Raw genomic sequence first — 22,087 nt, forward strand, 5'->3', positions numbered from 1 at the left:
CCTCACGGCCCTTCCCCGACCAGCCAGCGCCGCAGCCGACGCAAGGCGTCTCGGTCGCTGCTGTCGGGCCATAACCAGCGCATTTCACGTCCCATGCGCAACCCGATCAGCCACGGCCCCAGATAGTGGCAATGCAATGCGACCGGCTGAGATTCTCGGCTTCCCTGCGGCTGCCAGTGCCAACCGCCACCGGACGCCGCAGGCTGCCAACGGAGCTCGCCGCCACGCTCCGTTCGATGCCAGCGAATCAGCATCGCCGCGAGCGCAAAACCACCCGGAAACCACAGCCAGGGGGGCGCGTAGACCACCAGCAACGACATCACCGCCAGACTCGCGAGCCAGTGAAAGCCACCCGCCAACTTAGACGGGACGACGCGGATCGTTCTCGGCGTTCTCGGCATGAGCCTGAATCAGCGTCACGATGCGCCGATGGGCCGGATCCTCCGGCTCCTCCCGACGCAGCAGCCAGGCGAAGAGATCCTGATCCTCCTCCTCGATCAGTGCCTGGTACGCGGTTCGATCCTGCGCATCCAGGTGGTCATAACAGTGTTCCAGAAAGGGGATCAGCAGCAGGTCCAGCTCCCACATGCCTCGGCGGGAGTGCCAGTGCAGCCGCTTGCGCTGGGCAAGCGACTCGGGGTTGGTTGCATCGCTCAACGTCGGCCTCGACAGTCGCGGTGAATGGTGCGCTCAGTATACCCAAGGTACGCGTCGGCAGCAGCCTCGCGACCGGTTTCCGGCCGCTCGCTTGACCATGGTCGTAGTGCGTTGTTTTCTCACGCTTTGCACAGTATGCTGAGAGCAGAATAACAATGTCGACCAGCTCCGATGCGGAGCCGGCAACCGCCAGGAGAGAGACGATGACCAAATCCGAGTTGATCGAGCAGATCGCCATGCGGCAGCCAGACCTGTCGCTCAAGGAAGTCGAGTCCGCGGTACGCCTCATCCTCGACGACATCACCGACACCCTGGCCGAAGGCGGTCGAGTGGAAATTCGCGGCTTCGGCAGCTTTTCGCTGCACTACCGCGAACCGCGCATCGGCCGCAATCCCAAGACTGGCGACCCGGTCGCGCTGGACGGCAAGTTCGTGCCACACTTCAAGCCCGGCAAGGAACTGCGCGAACAAGTCAATGCCAGCCGAGCCCTCGGATACTGATCCGCCTCCACCATTGACAAGGGAACAAGCCCATGCGTTGGCTAAAAGGCCTCCTCCTGGCCATCATTCTGCTCGGGGTGCTGCTGATTGGCATCCTGTTTGCCGTCAACAACCAGCAGACGGTGCCGCTCAACCTGATCTGGCTCGAGCTACCGGCTGCTTCGCTCTCGGTATGGCTGCTCGGTGCGCTGGCCAGTGGCGTGGTGCTCGGCATGCTGGCGATGACCGGAGTCTGGCTCAGGCTGCGCACGCTTCTGACCCGCGCCCAGCGCCACAACCGCCAACAGCGCAAGGAGCTCGATCGCCTGCGCGTCCAGGAGCTCAAGGAACTACCCTAAATGCCCGACGCCCTGCTGCTGAGCCTATTGGTGGCAGCCGTTGCCATCGGCTGGTGGCTAGGCCGCCGCGAACGCCACGGCACTTCCGATCCCGCGCAGCCGGCCACGCTGACGCGGGATTATTTCGTCGGCCTCAACTATCTGCTCAACGAACAGCCGGATCGCGCCATCGAGGCCTTCGTCGCCGCCCTCGAAGTCAACAGCGACACCATCGACACCCACATCACGCTGGGCAATCTCTTTCGTACCCGAGGTGAGGCGGATCGCGCCGTCAAGATCCACCAGAACCTACTCGCCCGTCCCACCCTCACCACTGGTCAGAGTGAACAGGTCCAGTTGGAGCTATCGCGCGACTTCCTCAAGCTGGGGCTGCTGGATCGCGCCGAACGCCTATTGCAACAGCTCGTTCGAGAGTCCAGCCACGACCCGACGCGACACACTGCCAAGCAGCTGCTGGTAGAGCTGTTCGACCGCGAGGGCGAGTGGCAGGCCGCCCTGGACGTCGCCCACCCAACGCTGGTGCGCCAGCACGACGAAATACGTCGCGCCGCCGCCCACTGGCTGTGCGAGCTCGCCGCACAAGCCAGGCAGACCGCCAGCCCAGGCGTCGCTCGCAAGCAATTGCGCCAAGCGCTCAGCATCGATCCCAAGTGCGTCCGTGCCAACCTGTCGCTCGCCGCACTGGCAATGGATACCGCTCGCTATCGCGAGGCGATTCGCGTGCTGATGCGCATCCCCGATCAGGACCTGGACTTCGTGCCGACGATGCTCGAGCCACTCCAGCACGCCCATCGCCTGCTGGATGACGACGCCGGCCTGGCCACCTGCCTGGAGCAGCTATTGGCCCGCGCGGCATTCACCAGCCTGGTGATTCTGCTGGCAGAGACCCGCCGTCGCCAGGAGGGCGTGCAGGCCGCCATCGATCTGGTCACCGAGCAACTCGACCGCACACCCAGCCTGGGCGGCCTGGACTATCTCCTGGACCTCTACTATCAGCAACAGCAGTCGAGCGGCGAACCCGACTCGCGCATCCGGCTGCTCAAGCAGCACACCCACGCGCTGCTCCAGGCGCGACCACGCCACCGTTGCCAGCGCTGTGGGCTGACCGGAGAACCGCTGCACTGGCAGTGCCCGCGCTGCCGCAGCTGGGGCACCACTCGCCCCATCACCGGCATCGAAGGGGAGTGATTACTGCGCCAACTCCTTCTCAATGGCCGACAAAGCGGCCATGGGATCGTCCGCCTGGGTTACCGGTCGCCCCACCACCAGATGGGTACTGCCCGCGACCAAAGCTTGTCCTGGCGTCATGATCCGCCGCTGATCGTCGCCAGCGGCGAAGCGCGGCCGAATCCCCGGCGTCACCTTGAGAAAGTCATCGCCGCAGCACTCGCGTAGCCGGCCAGCCTCATGGGCGGAACACACCACCCCATCCATGCCGCTCTCCTTGGCCAGCAGCGCCAGACGCTCGACCTGAGTCTCGGCCGGCTCGTTGACGCCCACTTCCACGAGATCCGCCCGTTCGAGACTGGTCAGCACGGTAACGGCAATCAGGCGCGTGGTCAGGCCATGACGATCCAGCCGCTCCCGCGCGCCTTCCATCATGCGCCGCCCGCCGCTGGCATGGACGTTGACCATCCACACCCCCTGCTCCGCAGCCGCCTGCACCGCACCGGCCACGGTATTGGGAATGTCGTGAAACTTGAGATCGAGGAAGACCTCGAAGCCACGACCGTGCAAGGCCTCCACGACATCCGGCCCGCTCCGGGTGAACAGCTCCTTGCCCACCTTCACTCGACAGCGCATCGGGTCGAGGCGGTCGGCCAGGCACAGCGCGGCATCCAGAGAGGGGTGGTCCAAGGCAATGATCAAGGGCGAATGACAGGGCACGTCCGGGACTCCAATCGGAAAAATGAGTATGCACCAGTATACCAGTCCACCCAGTTGATCCGCTCCAGGCCGCTTGGTCTATGCTCTATACCAAAACCATGAGCCTGTGATGCACGTCAGCGCCGAACCAGATGGACCGGGAGGACTCCATGACCAGCGATCACCCTATGGCACCCATCGCCCTGCCCGACACGCGCGCCCGCCGAGTGCTCGATACCCTGCTGGACGGCTCGGGAGTCGCCCTCAACGGCGACAACCCCTGGGATCCGCAGATCTATCACCCCGACTTCTGTGCGCGGGTGTTGCGCCAAGGTACCCTCGGTCTCGGCGAGGCCTACATGGATGGCTGGTGGAAGTGCGAGCGCATCGACGAGATGGCCTGCCGCCTGCTCACCCACGGGCTAGGCGAGCGCGCCAAGACCCCGGCCGACCGACTGATGTATCGTCTGCAGTCCGGTTTTCTCAACCTGCAGAGCAAGGCCCGCGCCTATATCGTCGGCGAGCGGCACTACGACCTCGGCAACGACCTCTTCGAGCGCATGCTCGACCCTACCATGTGCTACTCGTGTGGCTATTGGAAAAACGCCGACACTCTCCACGGGGCACAGCTGGCCAAGCTGGAACTGGCGTGCCGCAAGCTCGAGCTGGCCCCCGGCATGCGCGTGCTGGACATCGGCTGCGGTTGGGGCAGCTTCGCCGAGCATGCCGCCCGGCGTCACGGGGTCGAGGTGACCGGCATCACCATCTCCCGCGAACAGGCACGCCTGGCCCGCCAGCGCTGCGAGGGACTCCCCGTCGAGATACGCCTTCAGGACTACCGCGACCTGGCGGGCCATTTCGACCGCATCGTCTCCATCGGCATGTTCGAACACGTCGGTCACCGCAACTACGCCACCTATTTCGACACGGTAGCGCATCTTCTCGACCGCGATGGGCTTTTCCTGCTGCACTCCATCGGCTCGAATCGCTCTGACGTGGGAGCCGACCCCTGGGTCGACCGCTACATCTTTCCCAACGGTCAGCTCCCATCCGTACGCCAGATCGCCGAAGCGAGCGAAGGCCATCTCATCATGGAGGATTGGCAGAACTTCGGCGCCGACTACGACACCACGCTGATGTCCTGGCTGGCCAACTTCGATGCCCACTGGCACGAGATCGCCGACCGTTACAGCGAACGCACCCAGCGAATGTTCCGCTACTACCTGTCGGTATGTGCCGGCGCTTTCCGCGCTCGCGAGCTGCAGCTGTGGCAGATCCTCTTCTCGCGGGGCCGTCCCGGTCGCTACGACGCACCGCGCTGACGAGGCCTGATGCAAGTCAAGGGACTCCTCCTGTACTCCATGTCCTACGAGTCGTGTGGGGTGCACGATGCCCTTGGCAGGCGTATATTAGCGCCTTTGACTAGCGCCTGGCTCGGCGCTGGTGTGTGCCAACAACAACTCAGCGCGCGGTCCGGCCATCCCGTCGACCGCAAGGGATCCCGCATGGAACAGCACGACGTCATGCCGGATGGGGGGCTAGACGCCACGGAGCAGCTTCGCGACTTCGCTTCACGCTTGCCGGGCGTCATCTTTCAGTTCTATCGCGGCCGAGACGGCCACATGCGCTTCCCCTACCTGGCCGGCAGCGGCACCGAGTTGCCCGGCATCGAGCCTGCCAAGCTGGCTCTCGATGCCCGCCACATGCTCGAGCGCCTCGACGAAGAGGACTACCCACGTCTGATGACCGCCATCGAGCGCTCGTCACGCTGGCAAATCCCCATCGCCACCAAGTTCCGTCTACGCCTGGTCAAAGGCCGTTCGCGCTGGATCGCCCTGCGCGCGCAGCCCGAACCGGCCGAGCATGGCGTGCTCTGGCATGGCATGATGATCGATATTACCGAGCAGATGGTCGAGGAGGCCCGCTTGCGTCGTCTCTCCGACACCGACGCCCTCACTGGGCTGGCCAATCGGCGCAAGCTGATCGCCCGCCTCGATGAAGAGACATCGATGTCCAGCCGGCATGGCACGCCTCTGTCGCTGATGCTCCTCGACATCGACCATTTCAAGCGCGTCAACGATACCTGGGGGCATCTCCAGGGAGACCAGGTACTCGTCGAACTGGCCAGGCTATGCCGTCAGCTGCTGCGCCACGAGGACACCATGGGGCGACTCGGGGGTGAAGAGTTCGCCGTGGTGCTGCCTCTCACGCCCAGGGTGCGTGGCTACCCGCTGGCCGAACGCCTGCGCCAGCAGATCGCCGAACACGCGTTCAGCATCGCCCCCGGCGCGGTCACCGTCAGCATCGGCCTGGCCGAATACCGTCTCGGCGAACCCCGCGACAGCCTGATCGAGCGCGCCGATGCCAGCCTCTATGCCGCCAAGCGTCAGGGTCGCAACCGCGTCGTCACCTGACCGCCTCGCCGCTGTCCGCGCCATGCCACCTACCCCTTCAGCCACCCCCGGCGCTGCAGCAGACACGTCAAGGCATGCACCGGAAGGTAGACGGCCAGAGGCCAGGCCAGCATCAGCCCTGCCAGGTAGAGCAACGGGTCGAGCGACTCCTGGTGAACGCCGAACGGGCCATGGACCCAGTTGATGTTGCGCTCGGCGGCGGTGAACAGATAGCTGGCCGGAATCACCAACCAGGTCAGCCCCGTCTGCCACCGCAGAGCCCGCCGATCGTAGCCGAGGCGCAGCACCGCGAAGCCCGCCACCAGCGGCAGCAGCAGGTGATACAGCGAAAGCAGCCGGGTCGTCAGGGGGTGGGCGGGATCGAACATGTATTCCGTGCCCCCGATCGGGTGCACGCCGGCCAGCCAGGCCGTGCCAACGTCCACGGCCCACAGGGTACCGACGAGGGCCACGGCGAGCCACTGCATGGAGAGCAGGCGACGGCTCTCGGTCCATAACCCCAACAATATCAGAAAGTTGGCGAAATTACACAGCCAGAAGTAGTTCTGTGGCCCGAGCAGCAACGCATAGGTCGGCGCCCAGCCCAGAATCCAGGCCGTGAACGCCAGCTTCAGCCACAATGGCAGCCGCGCTCGCATCGTGTCCTCCCTCGCTCTCTCCGCCCTCGGCCTGCCGTCACTGTAGCAAGAAGGGCTTGGCATGGGAGCCGAGACTGGGGAACGAGCCTCCGCAGAGGCGTTGTGCCCCTCCCTGGGCGCTTAATACGCCCTGCGGCGCTTTCGCCTCCTGGTCCGCTGGCAGGACCGGTGCGGGTCATCCTTGGCCCGCCCGTTGGAGCCATGCTCCTCCCCCCCTGGCGTAGGACCTGCACTCCGGCTTGTCCCCAGCGCTCCCCCTCGTCTGCCACTGCAACAGGCCTACCGTAGCCAGTCTCCCGGTGGCAGTTCGCCCGCCGCGATGGCATCATGGTAGGGGTATGTCACTCCTTTGCCGCGAGAATCGACGAGGTAGCGAATTACATGTTCGAGCACATTGAGCGGGTACCCGGGGACGCCATCCTCGGTCTGATCGAGGCCTTCAAGAAGGATACCAATCCGCAGAAGGTCGATCTCGGCGTCGGGGTCTACAAGGATGCCCATGGCAACACCCCGGTGATGCGCGCCGTCAAGGAGGCCGAGGCCCTGCTGCTCAAGAACGAGACCACCAAGACCTACATCGGCTCCCACGGGGCGCCGGAGTACGGCAGCGTGATCCTGCCCATGGTACTGGGCGAGAGCTCTCCGGTGCTGGAAGCGGGGCGTGCCAGCGCCACCCAGTCGCCGGGCGGAACCGGCGCCCTGCGCCTGGCGGCCGACTTCATTGCCAAGAAGCTTCCCGGCAAGGGTATCTGGGTCAGCGACCCGACCTGGCCGAACCACCTGGGCATCTTCACCGCCGCCGGCATCGAGTTGCACAAGTACCCCTACGTGGACGCCGACAACCGCCTCGACTTCGACGGCATGCTGGGCGCCCTCGAGCAGATCCCCGAAGGCGATGTGGTGGTGCTCCATGCCTGCTGCCACAATCCCACCGGCTTCGACCTCTCGCGCGAGCAGTGGCAGTCCGTGCTTGAGGTGGTGCGCGAGCGCAGCCTGCTGCCGCTGATCGACTTCGCCTATCAAGGCTTCGGGGAGGGACTCGACGAAGACGCCTACGGGGTGCGCCTGCTGGTCGAGAATCTCGATGAAGCGATCATCACCAGTTCCTGCTCCAAGAACTTCGGCATCTACTGCGAGCGCACCGGCTGCCTGATCATGGTGGCGAAGAACCACGAGCAGATGGAGAACGTACGCTCGCAGATCGCCATCGTGGCGCGCGAGAACTACTCCAACCCGCCGGCCCACGGCAGTGCCATCGTCAGCGAGATCCTGCAATCCGCCGAACTCGCTGCCCTGTGGCGCGAGGAGCTCACCGAGATGCGCGACCGCATCAACACTCTGCGCCGTGAATTCGTCGAAGCGCTGGCGCCCTACGGGTTGGACGAAAAATACGCCTGCGTGGCCGAACAGCGCGGCATGTTCTCCTATACCGGCCTGACGCCCGAACAGGTCGACCGCCTACGCGACGAGTTCGGCATCTACATGGTGCGTTCCGGCCGCGCCAACGTGGCCGGCTTCTCCCAGGAGAACCTGCCCTACCTGGCCAAGGCGATCGCCGCGGTCAACTGACCGACATGCCAAAAGCCGAGAACGACGGCGCCCGGGCCCTGCCCGGGCGCCGTCGTTTTCGAGTAGAATGCCGGCCTTGCCGCCGGGGGCTCGGGGCGCCTTGCGGCGCCCATGGCAGAGCAGGACTTGACCGATCAGTCAGATGCTGGTCAGACTGCAAGCTGCCTTGAATACAACCCCGACAACCAAGAGGCTTCCCATGGCGGCAACTCCCGTGCACTACCCCTGGTACAAGAAGGAAGACACCGACGCCTTCTTCGCCCTGTTCCAGAACAACATCGCCAACTTCGTGGTCATCGCCATCACCATGCTGGGCATGGACTTCCCGGCGTCGATCGTCTTCGGGCAGGTGCTGCCCGGCGCCGCCGTGGCGGTGATGGTCGGCAACTTCTACTACGCCTGGAGCGCGGCGCGCCTGGCTCGCCGCGAGAACCGCAGCGACGTCACTGCCCTCTCCTACGGCATCTCCACGCCGGTAATGTTCGTCTTCCTGTTCGGCGTGCTACTGCCGGCCAAGCAGCTCACCGGCGACCCGCAGCTGGCCTGGAAGGTAGCGGTGGCCGCCTGTTTCATCAGCGGCGCCATCGAAGCATCGATCAGCGTGATCGGACGCTGGGTGCAATACCACCTGCCGCGCGCAGCCATGCTCGGTGCCGTGGCCGGCGTCGCCCTGACCTTCATCGCCGGCGAGATGCTGTTCAAGACCCTGGAGATTCCGATCATCGGGCTGTTGGTGCTGGCGATCATCATCGTCGGCCTGATCGGCCGGGTGACGATGCCGTTTCGCATTCCCACCTCGCTGTTCGCCATCGTCATCGGCACCGCGCTCGCCTACCTGATCGGTGCCACCGAGGACGGCCAGTTCAGCGGAGCCTTCACCCATCTCGGCTTCTATCCTCTGCTGCCCAATCTCGCCTGGTTCGAGGGGCTCGGCCTGCTGTTCACCAGCATGCTGGCGGTGCTCACCGTGGTGCTGCCGATCACCCTTTATAACGCCATCGAGACCATGAACAACGTCGAAGCCATGGAAGCCGCCGGCGACAAATACGACGTGCGCGAGTGTCAGGCCGTCGACGGCGCCGGCACCATGCTCGGCGCCCTCTTCGGCGGCGTCTTCCCCACCACCGTCTACATCGCCACCGTAGGCGCCAAGTGGATGGGCGCCGGTCGCGGCTACAGCCTGCTCAATGGTGCCGTCTATGGCCTGGCCACGATGTTCGGCCTCATCGCCGCCCTGTCCGCGCTCATTCCGGTATCGGTCGTGGCGCCTATTCTGGTGTTCGTAGGCATGTCGATGATCGCCACCGCCTTCCAGGGCAACGACAGCCGCTACTACCCCGCCGTGGCGCTGGCCATGCTGCCCTACTTCGCCAACTACGTGATGACGCGTTTCAACCGGGGAGCCGAGGAGGTCGTGGCAGACATTTCGGGCGGTATCGTGGCACTGGGCCAGGGCGCCATGTTCACCGCGATCTTCATTGGTGCCATGACCGTCTCGGTGATCGACCATCAGTTCCGCCGTGCCGCCGCCTTCGCCGGCGTGGCTGCCGTATTCGCCTTCATCGGTCTGATGCACGCCCCGGAGCTGGCCTTCAACGCCGCTCCGGACTTCGCGACGGGTTACCTGGTGATGGGCGGACTCTTCCTCTACTTCGCCTGGCAACAGGAGCGACTGGCCGCCCCCCGACCAGCGCCGGCCAAGCAGCCGGCGGAAGGTACTGCGCCGACGGCCAACGACTGATCCTGGGCATGCATTCGCCCGGCACCGAGTGCCGGGCTACCCCTCGCCAGCGCTCAATGCCGGCCGTCGATGCGGGCTGGCGAGGATGCGTCGCAGCACCAGCCATGACGCCACGCCTGCCATGAGGTTGCCCAGCGCCGCGCCGGCGGCCAGACCGGTCAATCCCCCCAGCCGGCTGCCCAGCCACAGGCACGGCAGGTAGAACGCGAACAACCGCGCACCGGACATCAGCATGGCACGCATGGGCCATCCGAGGGCATTGCCGGCCGACACGACGATCATGCACACCCCCAGTGCCGCATAGCTCGGCAGCAGGAAGCGAATCAACAGAGCCAGCTCGTCGCGCACCTCCGGACTCCCCGCCAACAGTTGGGCAACCCCGGAAGATGCCAGCGCCATCAGCAGACCCAGAGCCAGCTGCCACACCACCACGACCCGCAGCGCCAGGCGCATCAGGCGATGAATTTGGGCCCAGTCACCGCCCCCGTAGCAGCGCCCGAGCCAGGGCGGCAACGACATGGTCATCGCCAGCACCACCATCAGCGACAACGTCTCCAGTCGGCTGGCCAGTCCCCAGGCGGCCACTGCCGACTCCCCCAGAGCGGCCACCGTCGAGATCGCCAGCATGGCGGCCAGCGGCGGCATCAGCTGGCTGATCATGGCCGGCCCGGCGATGCCCGCGAAGACGGGAGCGGAGCGACGCAGCTCGGCGCTCAATCCCCGACGAGCGAGCCAGTCGGTACGGCTCAGGCGCTGTCCCAATACCACCGCCCCCACCGCGAAGGCGATCGTCGTTGCCCAAGCCGCCCCAGGCAGCCCAAGCCCGGGCCAGGGACCGAGCCCGAAGATCAACAGGGGGTCGAGCAACAGGTTGATGAAGCTCGTCATCACCATCAGCTTGCCCGGCAGCCTGGTGTCGCCGTGGGCGCGAAACAGGCTGTAGCCGAAATAGAGCAGCGCCCCGACCCAAGCGGCCAGAAGCTGCGGTGCCCAGTACCCCCGGATCAGCTCACGGGTTGCGGCATCCGCACCCAGACGAGTGAAAATCGGCGTCTGGAGCGCCCACAGCAGTAGCGTCAGGCACGCCATCACGCTCATTCCCACCAACAGCACCAGCGAGCCCAGGCGCCGAGCCTGCAACGCCTCACCGGCTCCCATGGCACGGGATATCAGCGCCGCAATGGCGATGCCCATGCCGACCTGCACGCCGATGATCAAGAACGACAGTGGAAAGGTGAAGGACTGGGCCGCCAGCGGTGCGGTACCCAGGCGGGCGATGAAGGCGCTGTCCACCAGTTGGAAGCCAAGCAGCGCCAGCACGCCAATGGCCATGGGCCAAGTCTGGCGCCACAGCACGCGGCCAAGCGCAGGGCGGGATGAATCCGTAGCGGTCACGAGCACTCCACGAAACGAAGGGAGCGGGCATTCTACGCCACCGTCCCCGCCATATCAGCCCGAAGGAGTCAGCCTGACAGGTGGCCGTGACCGGGGACCAGGCCGGCCAGCAATCGCTCGATCGCTTCCGCCGGCATCGGCCGATAGAAATAGAAGCCCTGGATCAGATCGCAGCGCATCTCCCGCAGCAAGGTGAGCTGTTCGGCATTCTCCACGCCTTCGGCAACCACTTCCAGTCCCAGTCGATGGCCGATGAAGATCGCCGCTTCCATGATCGCGCGATCCTCGGGTTGGCAGGGGGCATCGCGCACGAAGCTACGGTCGATCTTGAGCGCCGTGACAGGGAAGTGCTTGAGGTAGCTCAGCGAGGAGTAGCCGGTGCCGAAATCGTCGATGGCAATGCGCACACCGCGGTGATACAGCTTGCGCAGCTCCTCGAGCACCGAATCGTCCGCCTCGATCAGCACGTTCTCGGTCAGCTCTATGCCGATGTCTTGCGGTTCCAGTCCATGGCGCAGCAGGCAGGCCTCGAATCGCGCCAGTGCCCCCTTGTGCAACAGCTGGCGACCCGAGACGTTGATATCGATGCGCTGTGTGGCAAACCCCCGGTCGCGCCATGACCGCTGCTGCCGACAGGCTTCTTCGATCACCCAGTCGCTCAACCGGTGGATCAGCCCAGAGCGCTCGGCCAGCGGAATGAATTCCGCCGGGGAGATGGGAGGGCCCTCGGCAGGAATCCAGCGCAGCAGCGCTTCGAGGTTCTCGATGCACCCGCTCACCGCCGATACCTGGGGCTGGTAGTGCAGGCAGAGCTCCCCGCGCTCCAGGGCCTGTTCCAACTGCGCCACCAGATGATGCTGACGCACCAGTTCATCGTGCAGGTGCTGCTCGAAGAAGCGTAGTGCACCTCGTCCTTCCAGCTTGGCACGGTTCTTGGCCACATCGGCGTTGCGAATCAACTCTCGGGCATTGAGACCATTGTCGGGATAGAGGGCAACGCCGAGGGAAGCCGTGACTTGACGGCTGTGGCCATCGAGCACGAAAGGATCACGAAGGGAACGCTGAACGCTCTCCACCAGGCGCCATAGATCGGCCTGACGATGCAGTTCGGGAAAGGCGAGCACGAACTCGTCGCTCGATACCCGGGCGAGCAGATCGCTCATCCGCTGCCGATCGCGCAGTCGCCGCGTCAACTCGACGAGCAAGCGATCCCCCTGCTCGTAACCCAAGGCGTCGTTGATCTCCACGAAATGGTCGATGTCCAGATAGACCAGCGCCAGAAAGCCACCATGTCGCGAGCAGTCCGCCAACAGAACATCCAGCTCGCCTTCGAAGGTCTGCCGGTTGGGAAGGTGCGTCAAGCTGTCGAAACGGGTCGCGAACTCCAGCGCGCGATGCGCCCTTTTCTGATCGGAAAGATCCACGTCGACGCAGAACATCAACGGTGCTTCGGTATGCTCGCCGAGCATCACGTGGTGCGAAAACACGGGCACCAGTTCACCGCTCCTGTGACGAAGCTCCAGTTCTTCGGGAGGAATTTCAATGCCCTCGCGGATCCAGGCGCGATGCGCTTCGATCACTCCCTGACGCATGGCATCGGGAATGATCAGATCCTCGAGCAGATTGCCCAGCGCTTCGTCGGCGGTGTAGCCGTATAGGCGGGTGCTGGCTTCGTTCCAGTAGATGACGCGACGCTCGCGATCATAACCCTGCACCGCCACCTTGGGCAGGCTCTCCAGCAGGGCACGGAAGCGTTGCTCGCTCTCCAGATACTGGCGACGCACCAGCGCCACTTCGGACTGAGCCCCGGTCGTCGCCCTGAGCACCGACGCATCGCCGCCGGAAGGACTCCCGGCTTGCGTCACATTCGCTGAGGGCTGCCCGGTTCGGGTATCACGGCCGATCATGGGTCTCCTCGTCAATGGCACGGCGTCACTCGATGGCATGGCCTGATCGAGAGACGTCACGGCACATCCTACAGGTCATTGTCAGCCTGGACCTACATATCAGGTACCAACGAACTGATACCGCTCAGTCAGTGAATCAGTATCGCACTGATACCAGCATAGGCGTTTTTTTCATACATTCCTTTGACATTTTGTTGCATACCTTTTCATTTTTCTTCTGTTGCTCGCTCATTCCGCGAGCGGCAGCCGGGCAATACCGCCCATGCAACAGGAGAATACCATCATGAAACTCGATACCCTCAAGCACGGCTTCGACGTCACCGGCATGCCAGTCGCTCCGGACGTCTCCTACTGGAGCCCCGAAGTCATGGACGATCTGCGCCGCCAAGGATGGAGCCAGACCGACATCCGACGCCATATCGACCTTTCAGCCTGGCAGAGCTTCACCACGGACCTGCCTCGCGACCCCTACGTCAATCGACGCTGGAAGCGCATGTCTTGGCTGACGCTCGATGACGAGGGAAACGTGACCACCATGGGCCATTGCCCCATGGCACAGGGCGGCGCCTTCAACGATGCCGACAGCATGGCCGACCGGCTGCGCTACTACGACCCCCTGACCCCCGCCTTTCTCGAGCGTGCGGACGTCAAGGCTTTCGTGAGCGCCTGGTGTCGGCTGTGGGGCATCGAGCCCCGTGAACCGGTCCTCATGCAGATCACCGGGGTCCGAGGCGAGGGCCAAGTGGACCCCCTGCAAGGGCAAGGCATTCATGCGGATGGATGCCGGGCGCTGAGCATCCTGGTACTGACGCGCGACAACGTGGCAGGAGCGGAAAACCACCTGTTCGCCGACAAGGCCGGCACGCAACGTCTGGCGGATACCAAGCTCGTCCCTGGCGACATCCTCCACTTGCGCGACGACCAGGTCTTTCACAGCGTGGATGGCATCGCGCAACGAGACGCTGCAGCGCCCTTCGAACGCTTCATCGTCATCATCAACAGTCGCTTCGTGGATGACTTCCAGAACCGCATCCTGCGACGCCACTTCCCCGATGCCGTGCTCGACGCATCGGCCTGAACCCACCGGGCGCTGAATCCTGCGCCCTTCACGCAGCGAGCCCCCGGCCCAAGGGCCGGGGGCTCGCTTTCTGATCGAGAGTGTCGTCCGGTTTACTGACGCACGCCTTCGAAGGTCACATAGAGCTCGAGTTCATGCATCGTCTCCGGGAAATCGCTCATGTCGATGCCGAAATCGGCCAGCGTCAGGGTCGTGGAACCCTCGAAACCGGCACGGTAGCTACCCCAGGGGTCCTCGCCTTCACCGACCAGAGTCACCGGCATGTCGATCTCGCGGGTCTCGCCATGCAGGCTCAGCTCGCCACTCAGCACGCCTTCCCCGTCGCCGGTCGCCTCGAAGCCGGTCGAAGTGAACGTTGCCGTGGGGTACTCGCTGGCATGCAGGAAATCATCGCTGAGGATGTGCTTGTCGCGTTCGGCATGATTGGAGTTGAGGCTATCGACCTGCACCTCCATCTCGACGCTGGACGCCTCCAGGTCCTCCGGGTCGTAGTGAAACTCGCCGCTGAATTCCTCGAAGCTACCCAGGATGTAGGAGAAGCCAAGATGATTGATCTTGAACTGGACGAAGGCATGCTGACCCTCGGTGTCGATGACGTAGTCAGCGGCCTGGGCTTGGCTGATCCCCACCAGGGCCGCCGTACTCAGGGCCGTGGCCATAACGGTCTTGTTGAACATCGTGCTCTCTCCTTGCGCTTGGATGAAAGTGTATCGATCGTCTCAGCGATGGCTCAGACGTGGGTCGATCATTCGCTTGAGAACCTCGTTGCGATCGATCCAATGGTGCTTGAAGGCGGCGAGTCCGTGGCCTGCTGCCAGCAGAATCAGCGCCCAGGCGCTATACCAGTGAACCTCTCCGGCAATCGTTGCCTGATTGGGCAGATCGCTGATGAGTGCGGGCACCTCGAACGCGTCGAAGACCTCGATGCCGCGGCCGTCGGCGGTGGAAATCAGGTAACCGCTGACGAGCACGACCAGCATCAACGCGTAGAGGCCGAGGTGCCCGAGGTGCGCGGCCAGGCGTTCGAAGCGGTGTCCCAGGGCGCGTGGCGTTGGATTGACCCATCGCCAGGCCAGCCTCAGCAGCGTGGCGAGAAGCACCAGCATGCCGATGGAGCGATGCCACCAGGGGGCCAGGTTGTACCAGTCGTGATAGTACCCGAGGCCCGTCATCCACCAGCCCAGCACGAACAAGCCAACGATGGCGACGGCCAGAATCCAGTGCAGCAGAATGCTCACCAGCCCCCATCCGCTTCGCGTATTGCGCCACATGGCATCACCTCGAGTGCGTGATCGATGGCGCCCAGCCTACCGCAGTGCACCAAACGGCGCCGCTGAAAAAACCCGAATGCAGCATTCGGAAAAACCGTCAGTTCGGGTTCATGCCAGGACCAGTTCAGACCGCAGCAGCGGTTCCTGCAAGGGACATCGGGTCACACCACCGGCAACGCAAAACGCCCCGCCCACGCCATGCAACGGCACGAGCAGGGCAAAGCGGGTTGCCGATCACGCTAGGGAGTCCAGCCCCCTCGCGAGATCGGCGCGAATGTCGGCGATGGCTTCCAGGCCGACGGCGACGCGGATCAGCCCCTCGCCGATGCCCGCCGCGACCTTCTGGTCATCGGAAAGGCGCCCATGGGTGGTCGTAGCGGGATGGGTGATGGTGGACTTCACGTCACCCAGATTGCCAGTAATGGAGAGCAGGCGGGTGGCGTCGATCACCCGCCATGCGCCCTCGCGTTCACCGACCACCTCGAAGCCCAGCACGGCGCCGAAACCCGCCTGCTGGCGCTTGGCGAGGGCGTGCTGGGGATGATCCGCAAGCCCCGAATAGTGTACCCGCTTCACCGCCGGATGAGCGGTCAGCCACTCCGCCAGCCGCTGGGCATTCTCGCAGTGGGCCCGCATGCGCAGGCCAAGGGTCTCCAGCCCTTTGGTGAATATCCACGCATTGAAGGGGCTCAGGCAGGGGCCACAGGTACGTACCACGCCGAACACTTCATCCAGCAGCTCGTGGGGGCCCACCACGGCGCCCCCCACTGCACGGCCCTGGCCGTCCAGATACTTGGTCGCCGAGTGGATCACCAGATCGGCTCCCAGATCGAGGGGACGCTGCAGAGCCGGGGTGAGGAAGCAGTTGTCGATGGCCAGCCATGCATCGTGACGATGGGCGATCTCGGCCAGGGCAGCGATGTCGACCACCTCGGAGAGCGGATTGGACGGCGTCTCGGCGAACAGCAGCCGGGTTGCCGGGGTGATGGCCGCCTCCCAGGCGTCGAGGTCGGAGAGCTCCACGTAACGCGTGACGATACCCAGCCTGCCTAGGTACTTGTCGAACAAGCTGACGGTGGAGCCGAACAGCGAGCGCGAGGCGACGATCTCGTCGCCGGCCTGAAGCAGCGCCAAAGCGGTGGCCAGGATGGCGGCCATGCCCGAACTCGTCGCCACGCAACGCTCGCCACGCTCCATCACCGCCAAGCGACGCTCGAACGTCTGAACGGTGGGGTTGGTGAACCGGGAATAGACGTTGCCCGGCTCATCGCCGTTGAACTTTCGCGCCGCCTCCGCGGCGCTGCCGTAGACGAAGCTCGACGTGGGGAAGATCGGCTCGCCGTGTTCCTGCTCTCCGGTGCGATGATGCCCGGCACGAATGGCCAGAGTTTCCAGAGCCCAGTCGTCTTGGTCTCGCTGCGGATCCATTCTGCTGCCCCTCAGTCGTCGATGTCATCGTCCAGATTGTGGGTTCCCACCAGGGCATGATAGCCGGCGCTCTGCTGCTCCTTGGCCTCGTCGTTGCGCGACGCTTCCAGCGCCGAGAGATACGCTTCGTCGATATCGCCGGTGACGTAGTGACCATCGAAGACCGAACAGTCGAAGGCGTCGAGCGTGGGATTGACTTCACGGCACGCCGCCTTGAGATCGTCCAGATCCTGATAGAAGATCCGGTCGGCTCCGATCAGCTCGCCCACCTCGGCCTCGCTGCGCCCGTGAGCGATGAGCTCTCTGGCCGCCGGCATGTCGATGCCGTAGACGTTGGGGTAGCGCACCGGTGGCGCGGCGGAGGCGAAATAGACCTTGTTGGCGCCGGCTTCCCGAGCCATCTGGATGATCTGCTTGCAGGTGGTACCGCGAACGATGGAATCGTCCACCAGCAGCACGTTCTTGCCCTGGAACTCGATGCCGATGGCGTTGAGCTTCTGACGGACCGATTTCTTGCGCTGGGTCTGACCCGGCATGATGAAGGTGCGTCCGATGTAGCGATTCTTCATGAACCCTTCCCGGTAGGTCACCCCCAGATGCTGGGCAAGCTCCAGCGCCGAAGTGCGCGAGGTGTCGGGAATGGGGATCACCACGTCGATGTCGTGCTCCGGCCACTCATTGCGAATGCGATCGCCCAGCTTGCGTCCCATCTGCATGCGCGTGCCGTAGACGTAGGCGCCGTCGAGGATCGAGTCGGGACGCGCCAGGTAGACGTGTTCGAAGATGCAAGGAGCCAGACGCGGAGCATCGGCGCACTGCTGGGTATGGATATGCCCTTCCATGTCGACGAAGATCGCCTCGCCCGGTGCCAGATCGCGGTGCAGCTCGAAGCCGCCGACGTCCAGCGCCACCGACTCGGAGGCGATCATCACGTCTTGTCCGCCTCCTTCGTCACGGGTGCCGAACACCACTGGACGAATGCCGTGGGGGTCGCGGAAGGCCACCAGGCCCACGCCGTTGATCATGGCCACCGCCGCGTAGCCGCCGCAACAGCGACGATGCACTCGGCGCACCGCGTCGAAGACGTCGCCAGGCGCCAGGTGCGGCCCTTGCTTGCCCAGCTCGTGAGCGAAGACGTTGAGCAGCACCTCGGAGTCGGAACTGGTGTTGATATGGCGCAGATCCGAGGAGAACAGCTCCTGCTTGAGCTGATCGGAGTTGGTTAGATTGCCATTGTGCGCCAGACAGATGCCGTAGGGCGAGTTGACGTAGAACGGCTGCGACTCCGCCTCGCTGGAGGAACCCGCGGTGGGATAGCGGACGTGGCCGATCCCCAGGTTGCCCTTGAGGCGTGCCATGTGGCGCGTGTGGAAGACGTCCCGCACCAAGCCATTGCTCTTGCGCAGCAGGAAACGCCCTTCGTTCCAGGTCATCATGCCGGCGGCATCCTGGCCGCGATGCTGGAGCACGGTCAGGGCATCATAGATCGCCTGGTTGACGGTCTGCTTGGCCAGAAGGCCGACGATACCGCACATTCCACCTTACCTCGCTTGCCTGGAATTCATGTTGAAGGGTCGGCGGCCCGCCTGCGGCCCAACCCGGGTTCATCGCTCGTCAGGGGGTGCCGCGTCGCTGCTCGGCAGGGTGAGTTCGCGCAGCGCCGACGGCTCGGGAAAGCGCCCTTCCCATGCCTCCAGACGGCTCACCGCCCAGTCGCGCAGCTGCTCGAAGGCGGGGCGCAGTTCTGCCTCCTGCCAGGCCTGCAACTGGACCAGGGGCGTCAGGCTGATCAGGATCGTGGCCAGTACCAGGATCGCCGCCCCCCGTGCCACGCCGAACGCCGCCCCGGCGAGGCGGTTGAACAGCCCCATGCCCACCCACTCGACGGCGGCGTGGATCATGCGGATGATCACCCCGCACAACAGCACAACGCCCAGAATCACCACCACGAAAGCCAGCACCAGGCGACCGTCCGGGCTGTCGATGACCCCGCTGAGCAGGTCGGCCACCGGCTCGGCGAGCAGTCGCGCCGCCAGCAGTGCCGTGATCCAGGCGGCCAGGCCCAACGCCTCTCGAACGAGCCCGCGCATCACGCCGGCCAGGGTCGACACCGCCAGCACGGCCAGGAACAGCCAGTCGATCCAGGTCAGCGTCATGCTCACTCCCTCACCCGGACCAGCAACCCTTGCAGGTTGGCATTCTGCTTGAGTTCGCCCATCACTCGCTCTCCCTCCTCGGAAGAGGCGAAGGGGCCCACGTAGACCGTCGTCAGGTCGTTATCGCGCTGACGCCGATAGGCGGAGTAACCCTGCTCCGCGAGCCGATTCTCGAGACGTTCGGCATTGGCCGGATCGCCAAAGCTGCCCACCTGCACCGCCCATGCCCCTTCGCCTTCCTCGGCCGACGCGGCAGAGCCCTCGAGGCGCGCCGAAGCCGTTCGCGCCAGTTCGGCGATGGGATCGTCGACGGGCGCCTCTTGGGTCGCGTCATCGGCAGACGCAGCTCGTTCGGTGGCGTCCGCCTCGTCGGCAACGATGGAGGCATCGGTATCCTGGGCTTCATCAGCACTGCCCTCCGACACCGCCTCGGCACCGTCCAAGGCGACCGTCTCGTCAGCGGTCGCCGACTCGCCGTCGGCGGAATCGCCGGCAGGGGCGTCACTGTCGGCCCCCGCGTCGAGGCTATCCGGCGGCTGCGGCTCAGGCACGTCGTGACGCTCGACCGGCACCGGCTGTTCGATGGTCAACACCGGCTCGGGACGCTCTTCCCGGGGTGCCGGCTCGTCGAACAGCATGGGGACGAAGATCACGGCGAGAGCCGTGAGTATCACCGCCCCGCTGATTCGTTCGCGCATTCCGTACTTCATCTTGCCCTCCTGCACGCGGCCGTGGCGCCGTCACGGTGGCGCCGTACCAGCCCGCTTCCATGCCAGTATGGCTGCCACGGTGAAGAAGGAGCCACACACGAGCACGCGATCCTCGGCAGCGAGGCGCTCGGCGAGCCAGGCGCCGCCCGCTACGGGCGTGGCAGCCTGGTAGGCTACCCGCCCTCCCCGTTCGACGATGCGTTCGGCCAGATCGGCCGCCGAACGCGCCCGCTCACCTTCGAGCGATACGGTCACCCAAGCATCGGCCAACGGCGCCAGACCGGCAATCACCCCGTCGGCATCCTTGTCGGCCAGCATGCCCAGCAGCACCCAGGTGCGTCCGCTGCAAGGACGCGCAGCCAACCGCTCGGCCACGTAGCTCGCTGCGTGGGGGTTGTGTCCGACGTCGAGGCACCACTGTCCCAGCCACTGCAAACGACCGGGCAGAGTCACCCTGCCCAGCGCCTGTCGGCAGGCCTGCGCATCGAGTTCGCCCTTGGCCTGGGCCAGCGCCTGCAGCGCCGTGGCTGCATTGTCGAGCGGCAGGCCCGGGTCGGGCAAGCCGTCGACCTCCAGCGGTTCGCCACGGGCCCCCATGCCCGTCCAGCGCCAGCCGGCAGCACCGCACTCGCTACGCCGATACTGCTCGCCCAGCGCGAAGGGCACGGCACCACGCTCGCGCACGGCATCATGCACGCTGGCCGGTAGCGTCGAGCTACCCAGCACCGCCGGGCGACCTGCACGAAGTATGCCGGCCTTCTCGCGGCCGATACCTTCGATGTCGTCGCCCAGGTAGGCGGCATGGTCGTGAGCCACGGTGGTGATCACCGCCACGTCGGCGTCGATGACGTTCACCGCATCCAAGCGGCCGCCCAGCCCCACCTCGAGAATCGCCAGATCCGGCGGGCACTGGGCCATGACCCAGAGGGCGCCGAGAGTGCCCGCTTCGAAATAGGTGAGGCTGACGGGCTCGCCATCGAGACGCGCGGTCTCGACGGCCTCGAAACCGGCGATCAGGGTGGCATCGTCGGCTTCGCGGCCGTTCAGGCGCAGACGCTCGTTGTAGCGCAGCAGGTGCGGTGAGGTGTATGTCGCCGTGGTGAGGCCGTGGCTGCGCGCCAGGGCGTCGAGCAAGGCGACCGTGGAGCCCTTGCCGTTGGTGCCCGCCACCGTGATCACGCCGCCGGCCAGGGGCCGATCGAGCAGGGCCATGCGCCGGGCGACGGCAACCACGCGGTCGAGGCCCAGATCGATACTCACTGGATGAGCGGCTTCCAGACGTGCCAGCCATTCATCCAGCGTGCAAGCGTGCGCCGAGCGCCCCACGGACGTCAGCGCGCGTCGTCGGGTCGCTGGGACCCGCCGTCGTGCGAGGTTTCCGCCTCACTCGAGCCGGATGCCTCGGCGCTCTCCGACGAGGTCTCTTCCCAACCCGCTTCCGCCTGTTCGGCGGCATCGACGAGATCCGGTTCTACCGATGCCAGGGGCGCATCAACGCCTGCCGGTGGCTGATGCATCAACTTGCGCAGAACGCCGCCCAGTCGGTCACGCATCTCGCCACGCGCCACGATCATGTCCACGGTACCGTGCTCGAGAAGGAACTCGCTGCGCTGAAAGCCCTCCGGCAGTTGTTCGCGCACCGTCTGCTCGATGACCCGCGGCCCGGCGAAACCGATCAGCGCGTTGGGCTCGGCCACGTTGAGATCGCCGAGCATGGCGAGCGACGCCGAGACGCCACCGAACACCGGGTCGGTGAGCACCGAAACGTAGGGCACGCCGGCCTCGCGCAGCCGCTCCAGTGCAGCCGACGTCTTGGCCATCTGCATCAGAGAGAACAGCGCCTCCTGCATGCGCGCCCCGCCGGAGGCGGAAAAGCAGATCAGCGGTACGCGTTCCTCGCGGGCCAGGGTCGCGGCACGTACGAACTTCTCCCCCACCACGGCACCCATGGAACCGCCCATGAAGGTGAACTCGAAGGCCACCACGACCACCGGAAGACCGTCGAGGTAGCCGCGCATGGCCACCAGCGCATCCTTCTCGCCGGTCTCCTTCTGGGCGGCACTCAAGCGATCCTTGTACTTCTTGGAGTCCCGGAACTTGAGCCGGTCCACCGGCTCCAGCTCGGCAGCGATCTCCTCGCGTCCATCGGCATCGAGAAACCAGTCGAGTCGCTTGCGCGCCGTCAGCCGCAGGTGATGGTCGCACTTGGGACAGACGTTATGGTGCTTTTCCAGTTCGGGCAGGTAGAGCACCGCTTCGCACTTGGGGCATTTGCGCCACAGGCCGTCGGGCACGCTGGCCCGGCGTTCCTTGCGCTGAATACGCCCCACTGAAGGTACGATCTTGTCAAGCCAGCTCATGTCAGATAAGGCTTCCGTAGGCTGTTGCACCCGGCACGACCGGGCGGATATGAATTCGC

General features: G+C 65.0%; 22 protein-coding genes. 8 read left to right on the forward strand and 14 right to left on the reverse strand.

The genetic code is table 11. The features are described from left to right. Positions 1 to 2: 2 nt before the first annotated feature. Together BLP96_RS06895 and BLP96_RS06900 are read right to left on the reverse strand one after the other, a co-directional pair. Complete coding sequence (locus BLP96_RS06895) at positions 3 to 323, reverse strand: hypothetical protein (protein ID WP_143005082.1); 321 nt, start codon at positions 321 to 323, stop codon at positions 3 to 5. Between the two features lie 37 nt (positions 324 to 360). Then, entirely contained in the window at positions 361 to 657 is a 297-nt protein-coding gene (locus BLP96_RS06900) for an FAD assembly factor SdhE (RefSeq protein ID WP_089684453.1), read from the reverse strand. A gap of 155 nt (positions 658 to 812) precedes the next feature. Here BLP96_RS06900 and BLP96_RS06905 point away from each other — a divergent pair, with 155 nt between their 5' ends. Genes BLP96_RS06905 through lapB form a run of 3 tightly spaced genes read left to right on the forward strand, consistent with a single transcriptional unit; the run spans position 813 to position 2,683 of the window. Continuing rightward, positions 813 to 1,157 (forward strand): integration host factor subunit beta, encoded by a 345-nt coding sequence (locus tag BLP96_RS06905; RefSeq protein WP_176761478.1) that lies wholly within the window; start codon positions 813 to 815, stop codon positions 1,155 to 1,157. 32 nt (positions 1,158 to 1,189) lie between these two features. After that, complete coding sequence (locus tag BLP96_RS06910; RefSeq protein ID WP_089684457.1) at positions 1,190 to 1,495, forward strand: LapA family protein; 306 nt, start codon at positions 1,190 to 1,192, stop codon at positions 1,493 to 1,495. Next, positions 1,496 to 2,683, forward strand: a complete 1,188-nt coding sequence (gene lapB, locus BLP96_RS06915) for a lipopolysaccharide assembly protein LapB (RefSeq protein WP_089684459.1) — start codon at positions 1,496 to 1,498, stop codon at positions 2,681 to 2,683. Here lapB and pyrF read toward each other — a convergent pair whose 3' ends face one another. Beyond that, complete coding sequence (gene pyrF, locus BLP96_RS06920) at positions 2,684 to 3,382, reverse strand: orotidine-5'-phosphate decarboxylase (RefSeq protein WP_089684461.1); 699 nt, start codon at positions 3,380 to 3,382, stop codon at positions 2,684 to 2,686. Between the two features lie 149 nt (positions 3,383 to 3,531). Between pyrF and cfa the strand changes: the two genes are divergently transcribed. Then, a complete protein-coding gene (gene cfa / locus BLP96_RS06925) occupies positions 3,532 to 4,683 on the forward strand; it encodes a cyclopropane fatty acyl phospholipid synthase (protein ID WP_089684463.1) in 1,152 nt (383 codons plus the stop codon). Between the two features lie 183 nt (positions 4,684 to 4,866). Then, positions 4,867 to 5,775, forward strand: a complete 909-nt coding sequence (locus BLP96_RS06930; RefSeq protein WP_245682187.1) for a GGDEF domain-containing protein — start codon at positions 4,867 to 4,869, stop codon at positions 5,773 to 5,775. Positions 5,776 to 5,804: 29 nt separating this feature from the next. On the opposite strand, the gene BLP96_RS06935 is transcribed toward BLP96_RS06930, so the two are convergent. Beyond that, positions 5,805 to 6,413, reverse strand: a complete 609-nt coding sequence (locus BLP96_RS06935; RefSeq protein WP_089684466.1) for a hypothetical protein — start codon at positions 6,411 to 6,413, stop codon at positions 5,805 to 5,807. Between the two features lie 381 nt (positions 6,414 to 6,794). On the opposite strand from BLP96_RS06935, the gene BLP96_RS06940 reads away from it, so the two are divergent. Beyond that, positions 6,795 to 7,982: an amino acid aminotransferase gene (locus BLP96_RS06940; protein ID WP_089684468.1), complete on the forward strand. Its 1,188-nt coding sequence runs from the start codon at positions 6,795 to 6,797 to the stop codon at positions 7,980 to 7,982. A gap of 199 nt (positions 7,983 to 8,181) precedes the next feature. After that, the gene (locus BLP96_RS06945; protein ID WP_245682188.1) at positions 8,182 to 9,723 is read left to right on the forward strand and encodes a SulP family inorganic anion transporter; all 1,542 of its coding nucleotides are present in this window, start codon (positions 8,182 to 8,184) and stop codon (positions 9,721 to 9,723) included. 36 nt (positions 9,724 to 9,759) lie between these two features. On the opposite strand, the gene BLP96_RS06950 is transcribed toward BLP96_RS06945, so the two are convergent. Together BLP96_RS06950 and BLP96_RS06955 are read right to left on the reverse strand one after the other, a co-directional pair. Beyond that, complete coding sequence (locus BLP96_RS06950) at positions 9,760 to 11,055, reverse strand: MATE family efflux transporter (protein ID WP_089684700.1); 1,296 nt, start codon at positions 11,053 to 11,055, stop codon at positions 9,760 to 9,762. A gap of 131 nt (positions 11,056 to 11,186) precedes the next feature. Beyond that, complete coding sequence (locus tag BLP96_RS06955; protein WP_089684470.1) at positions 11,187 to 13,025, reverse strand: putative bifunctional diguanylate cyclase/phosphodiesterase; 1,839 nt, start codon at positions 13,023 to 13,025, stop codon at positions 11,187 to 11,189. Between the two features lie 283 nt (positions 13,026 to 13,308). Between BLP96_RS06955 and BLP96_RS06960 the strand changes: the two genes are divergently transcribed. Next, positions 13,309 to 14,103: a 2OG-Fe dioxygenase family protein gene (locus BLP96_RS06960; protein WP_089684472.1), complete on the forward strand. Its 795-nt coding sequence runs from the start codon at positions 13,309 to 13,311 to the stop codon at positions 14,101 to 14,103. Between the two features lie 92 nt (positions 14,104 to 14,195). Here the strand turns inward: BLP96_RS06960 and BLP96_RS06965 are convergent, their stop codons facing one another. From BLP96_RS06965 to accD, 8 genes are all read right to left on the reverse strand, one after another. After that, positions 14,196 to 14,780 (reverse strand): YceI family protein, encoded by a 585-nt coding sequence (locus BLP96_RS06965; protein ID WP_089684474.1) that lies wholly within the window; start codon positions 14,778 to 14,780, stop codon positions 14,196 to 14,198. 42 nt (positions 14,781 to 14,822) lie between these two features. Further along, complete coding sequence (locus tag BLP96_RS06970; protein WP_089684476.1) at positions 14,823 to 15,374, reverse strand: cytochrome b; 552 nt, start codon at positions 15,372 to 15,374, stop codon at positions 14,823 to 14,825. 234 nt (positions 15,375 to 15,608) lie between these two features. Beyond that, the gene (locus BLP96_RS06975) at positions 15,609 to 16,802 is read right to left on the reverse strand and encodes an O-succinylhomoserine sulfhydrylase (protein ID WP_089684479.1); all 1,194 of its coding nucleotides are present in this window, start codon (positions 16,800 to 16,802) and stop codon (positions 15,609 to 15,611) included. Positions 16,803 to 16,813: 11 nt separating this feature from the next. Further along, entirely contained in the window at positions 16,814 to 18,337 is a 1,524-nt protein-coding gene (gene purF, locus BLP96_RS06980) for an amidophosphoribosyltransferase (protein ID WP_089684481.1), read from the reverse strand. A 69-nt stretch (positions 18,338 to 18,406) separates the two neighbouring features. Further along, positions 18,407 to 18,958 (reverse strand): CvpA family protein, encoded by a 552-nt coding sequence (locus BLP96_RS06985; RefSeq protein ID WP_089684483.1) that lies wholly within the window; start codon positions 18,956 to 18,958, stop codon positions 18,407 to 18,409. Positions 18,959 to 18,960: 2 nt separating this feature from the next. Further along, positions 18,961 to 19,668 (reverse strand): SPOR domain-containing protein, encoded by a 708-nt coding sequence (locus tag BLP96_RS06990; protein WP_089684485.1) that lies wholly within the window; start codon positions 19,666 to 19,668, stop codon positions 18,961 to 18,963. A 30-nt stretch (positions 19,669 to 19,698) separates the two neighbouring features. Beyond that, positions 19,699 to 20,928 carry a bifunctional folylpolyglutamate synthase/dihydrofolate synthase gene (locus BLP96_RS06995; RefSeq protein ID WP_245682189.1) on the reverse strand — a complete coding sequence of 410 codons (1,230 nt, stop codon included), beginning with the start codon at positions 20,926 to 20,928 and terminating at the stop codon, positions 19,699 to 19,701. 71 nt (positions 20,929 to 20,999) lie between these two features. Beyond that, positions 21,000 to 22,028: an acetyl-CoA carboxylase, carboxyltransferase subunit beta gene (gene accD / locus BLP96_RS07000; protein ID WP_089684489.1), complete on the reverse strand. Its 1,029-nt coding sequence runs from the start codon at positions 22,026 to 22,028 to the stop codon at positions 21,000 to 21,002. Between the last annotated feature and the right edge of the window lie 59 nt (positions 22,029 to 22,087).

The sequence above is a fragment of the Billgrantia gudaonensis genome (assembly GCF_900100195.1).
Taxonomy (GTDB): Bacteria; Pseudomonadota; Gammaproteobacteria; order Pseudomonadales; family Halomonadaceae; genus Halomonas; species Halomonas gudaonensis.

Excerpts from the sequence above, each read along its gene's own strand:
- BLP96_RS06905 (WP_176761478.1), top strand. The coding sequence starts at position 813 with ATGTCGACCAGCTCCGATGCGGAGCCGGCAACCGCCAGGAGAGAGACG.
- BLP96_RS06910 (WP_089684457.1), top strand. The coding sequence starts at position 1,190 with ATGCGTTGGCTAAAAGGCCTCCTCCTGGCCATCATTCTGCTCGGGGTG.
- lapB (WP_089684459.1), top strand. The coding sequence starts at position 1,496 with ATGCCCGACGCCCTGCTGCTGAGCCTATTGGTGGCAGCCGTTGCCATC.
- cfa (WP_089684463.1), top strand. The coding sequence starts at position 3,532 with ATGACCAGCGATCACCCTATGGCACCCATCGCCCTGCCCGACACGCGC.
- BLP96_RS06930 (WP_245682187.1), top strand. The coding sequence starts at position 4,867 with ATGGAACAGCACGACGTCATGCCGGATGGGGGGCTAGACGCCACGGAG.
- BLP96_RS06935 (WP_089684466.1), bottom strand. The coding sequence starts at position 6,413 with ATGCGAGCGCGGCTGCCATTGTGGCTGAAGCTGGCGTTCACGGCCTGG.
- BLP96_RS06940 (WP_089684468.1), top strand. The coding sequence starts at position 6,795 with ATGTTCGAGCACATTGAGCGGGTACCCGGGGACGCCATCCTCGGTCTG.
- BLP96_RS06945 (WP_245682188.1), top strand. The coding sequence starts at position 8,182 with ATGGCGGCAACTCCCGTGCACTACCCCTGGTACAAGAAGGAAGACACC.
- BLP96_RS06950 (WP_089684700.1), bottom strand. The coding sequence starts at position 11,055 with ATGGCCATTGGCGTGCTGGCGCTGCTTGGCTTCCAACTGGTGGACAGC.
- BLP96_RS06955 (WP_089684470.1), bottom strand. The coding sequence starts at position 13,025 with ATGATCGGCCGTGATACCCGAACCGGGCAGCCCTCAGCGAATGTGACG.
- BLP96_RS06960 (WP_089684472.1), top strand. The coding sequence starts at position 13,309 with ATGAAACTCGATACCCTCAAGCACGGCTTCGACGTCACCGGCATGCCA.
- BLP96_RS06965 (WP_089684474.1), bottom strand. The coding sequence starts at position 14,780 with ATGTTCAACAAGACCGTTATGGCCACGGCCCTGAGTACGGCGGCCCTG.
- BLP96_RS06970 (WP_089684476.1), bottom strand. The coding sequence starts at position 15,374 with ATGTGGCGCAATACGCGAAGCGGATGGGGGCTGGTGAGCATTCTGCTG.
- BLP96_RS06975 (WP_089684479.1), bottom strand. The coding sequence starts at position 16,802 with ATGGATCCGCAGCGAGACCAAGACGACTGGGCTCTGGAAACTCTGGCC.
- purF (WP_089684481.1), bottom strand. The coding sequence starts at position 18,337 with ATGTGCGGTATCGTCGGCCTTCTGGCCAAGCAGACCGTCAACCAGGCG.
- BLP96_RS06985 (WP_089684483.1), bottom strand. The coding sequence starts at position 18,958 with ATGACGCTGACCTGGATCGACTGGCTGTTCCTGGCCGTGCTGGCGGTG.
- BLP96_RS06990 (WP_089684485.1), bottom strand. The coding sequence starts at position 19,668 with ATGAAGTACGGAATGCGCGAACGAATCAGCGGGGCGGTGATACTCACG.
- accD (WP_089684489.1), bottom strand. The coding sequence starts at position 22,028 with ATGAGCTGGCTTGACAAGATCGTACCTTCAGTGGGGCGTATTCAGCGC.